This is a genomic window from Nocardia farcinica, assembly GCF_029867845.1.
Lineage (GTDB): Bacteria > Actinomycetota > Actinomycetes > Mycobacteriales > Mycobacteriaceae > Nocardia > Nocardia farcinica_A.
Genome location: NZ_JARWRU010001222.1, coordinates 1 through 3,176, shown reverse-complemented (window position 1 = coordinate 3,176; position 3,176 = coordinate 1). Strand labels below are relative to the sequence as shown.

The following is a 3,176-nucleotide window of genomic DNA, read 5'->3' as shown; positions in this document are numbered from 1 at the left end:
CCCCGAACCCGCCGTCACCGAGGCGATCAACCGGCCGGGCGTCCGCCTGCGCGAGCTGATCACCACCGTCTTCGCCGCCTACGCCGATCGTCCGGCGGTGGCCGCGCGCAGTAGCGAACTCGTCGTCGACGAGACCACCGGAGAGCGCGTCCGCCGCCTGCTGCCCGGCTACGACACGCTCACCTACCGCGAGCTGGGCGAGCGCATGCGGGCCGTCGCGAACGCCTGGCGGCACGACGACCGCCTCGGCCTGCGCGCGGGCGATGTGGTCGCCACCCTCGGGTTCAACAGCATCGACTACGCCGTGGCCGATCTCGCCTGCGCCGAGGCCGGGCTGGTCACCGTGCCGCTACAGGCCTCCGCGTCGGTGGAGCGGCTGGCGGCGATCACGACCGAGACCGAGCCGGTGATCCTCGCCGCCGGTCTCGATTCGCTGCCGCACGCGGTGAACTGCGTGCTCGCCGGGCACGCCCCGCATGCGCTGCACGTCTTCGACTACGACCCCGGACTCGACGCCCACCGCGCCGCCCTGGCCGCCGCCCGCGCCCGGCTCGCCGAGGCGGGGAGCCCGGCCCTGATCGAGACCCTGGCCGAGGTGCAGGAACGCGGCCGCGCCCTGCCGCCCGTCCCCGCCGACGACCGCGCCGACGAAGACCCGCTGACCCTGCTGATCTACACCTCCGGCAGCACCGGCACCCCCAAGGGCGCCATGTACACCGAGCGCCTGGTGAAGATCATGTGGCTGGGACAGTTGCCGGTGGCCGCGGTGAACTTCAACTATCTGCCGCTCAGCCACGTCGCGGGCCGGTTGAGCCTGTTCGGGCTGCTGGCCCGCGGCGGCGTCGCCTACTTCACCGCGAGCAGCGACATGTCCACTCTCTTCGAGGATCTCGCGCTGGCCCGCCCGACCGAGCTGTTCTTGGTGCCGCGCGTCTGCGAGATGGTGTTCCAGCGCTTCCAGAGCGAGTTGCGACGCCGGGCGGTGACCGAGGCCGACCGCGATCGGGTGGCGCGGCAGGTGAAAGCCGAACTGCGCGAACAGCTCTTCGGCGACCGGCTGCTGTCGGTGGTGTGCGGCAGCGCGCCGCTGGCCCCCGAGCTGAAGGAGTTCATGGAGTCGGTGCTCGAGCTGACCCTGCTCGACGGCTACGGCTCCACCGAAGCGGGCGCCAGCGTGGTCATCGAGTCCAAGGTGCGTCGCCCGCCGGTGCTCGACTACCGGCTCGCCGATGTGCCCGAACTCGGCTACTTCCGCACCGATCGCCCGCACCCGCGTGGCGAGCTGCTGCTGAAGACCGTCTCCATGATCCCCGGCTACTACAGGCGCCCCGAGCTCAACGCCCAGATCTTCGACGAGGACGGCTACTACCGCACCGGTGACATCGTCGCCGAGATCGCGCCCGACCGGCTCGTCCAGCTGGACCGGCGCAACAACGTGCTCAAACTCGCGCAGGGCGAGTTCGTCACCATCGCCCGGTTGGAGGCGGTGTTCAACCACAGCCCGCTGGTGCACCAGATCCTGGTGTACGGCAACAGCGCCCGCTCCTTCCTGCTCGCCGTCGTGGTACCCGCCGAGGAACTGCGCGGCGGCGATCCGGCACGGGTGAAGGCCCGCCTGCTGGCCGAGCTGCGCGCGCTCGCGCGGGACGCGGACCTGGAGTCCTACGAGATCCCCCGCGACATCCTCGTCGAGACCGAGCCGTGGACCGTCGCGGCCGGGCTGCTGTCCGGCATCGGCAAGATCATGCGCCCCGCTGTGGAGGCGCGCTATCGCGACCGCCTGGAACAGCTCTACGCCGACCTGGCCGCCGCGCGGCACGACGAACTGGCCGCCCTGCGCCGCGAGGCCGCCGACCGCCCGGTGCAGGCGACGGTGACCCGCGCGGCCGCCGCCGTCCTCGGCTCCGGGGAAGAGCTGCCCGCAGGCGCGCACTTCGGCGACCTCGGCGGCGACTCGCTGGCGGCGCTGGCGCTGTCGAATCTGCTGCGGGAGATCTTCGACGTCGAGGTGCCGGTCGGCGTCATCACCGGCCCGGCCACCGATCTGCGCGCCCTGGCCGCGCACATCGAGTCGAGCCGTGCGCTCCGTTCCGGCGCAGGCGTCTTCGAGCGCGTCCACCCCGACGAGTCGCGGGTCACCGCCGCCGAGCTCACCCTCGCCGCCTTCCTGGACGAGGCCACCCTCGCCGCCGCGCCCACCCTGCCCGCCCCCGTGACGCCCCCGCGCACCGTGCTGCTCACCGGCGCCAACGGTTATCTCGGCCGTTTCCTGTGTCTGGAGTGGCTCGAACGGCTCGACCGCGTCGACGGGAAACTGGTCTGCGTGGTCCGCGGCCGCGACCGCGCCGCCGCCCTGAGCCGTCTCGAGCAGGCCTTCGACACCGGTGACGCCGAGCTGTTGCGCCGCTTCGAGAAACTGGCCGGACGCGGGCTCGAGGTGCTGCCCGGCGACATCGGCCAGCCCGGGCTCGGTCTCGACCCGGGGCAGTGGCAGCGGCTGGCGTCCGAGGTGGACCACATCGTGCACCCCGCCGCGCTGGTCAACCACGTGCTGCCCTACCGGCAGCTGTTCGGCCCGAACGTCGTCGGCACCGCCGAGATCCTGCGGCTGGCCATGACCGAACGGCTCAAGCCCGTGGACTTCCTGTCCACCGTGGCCGTGGCCGCCCAGATCCCGCCGGACCGCCGCGCCGAGGACGGCGACATCCGGCGGATGAGCCCCGAGCGCCGGGTCGACCGCGGCTACGCCGACGGTTACGGCAACAGCAAGTGGGCCGCCGAGGTGCTGCTGCGCGAGGCGCACGACCTGTGTGGGCTGCCGGTCACGGTCTTCCGCTCGGACATGATCCTGGCGCACAGCCGCTTCGCCGGTCAGTTGAACATCCCCGACGTGTTCACCCGCCTGCTGCTGAGCGTCCTGGCCACCGGCGTCGCCCCCGCCTCGTTCTACGCCGAGACCGTCGACGGCCCGCGCCCGCGCGCCCACTACGACGGCCTGCCCGCCGATTTCACCGCCGCCGCCGTCACCGAGCTCGGCGCCCGCACCTCGGGCTTCCGCACCTACAACGTGCTCAACCCGCACGACGACGGCATCAGCCTCGACACCTTCGTCGACTGGCTTATCGAGGCGGGCCACCCGATCGAACGCATCCCCGCCCACCGCGACTGGGTGGACC

The 3,176-nt window shown here is 72.4% G+C and carries 1 protein-coding gene; it reads left to right on the top strand.

The window, feature by feature from the left end; all coding sequences use genetic code 11:
* Positions 1 to 3,176, top strand: a 3,176-nt coding sequence (gene car / locus QH283_RS27075) for a carboxylic acid reductase (protein WP_280505759.1), incomplete at both ends; no start/stop codon positions are given.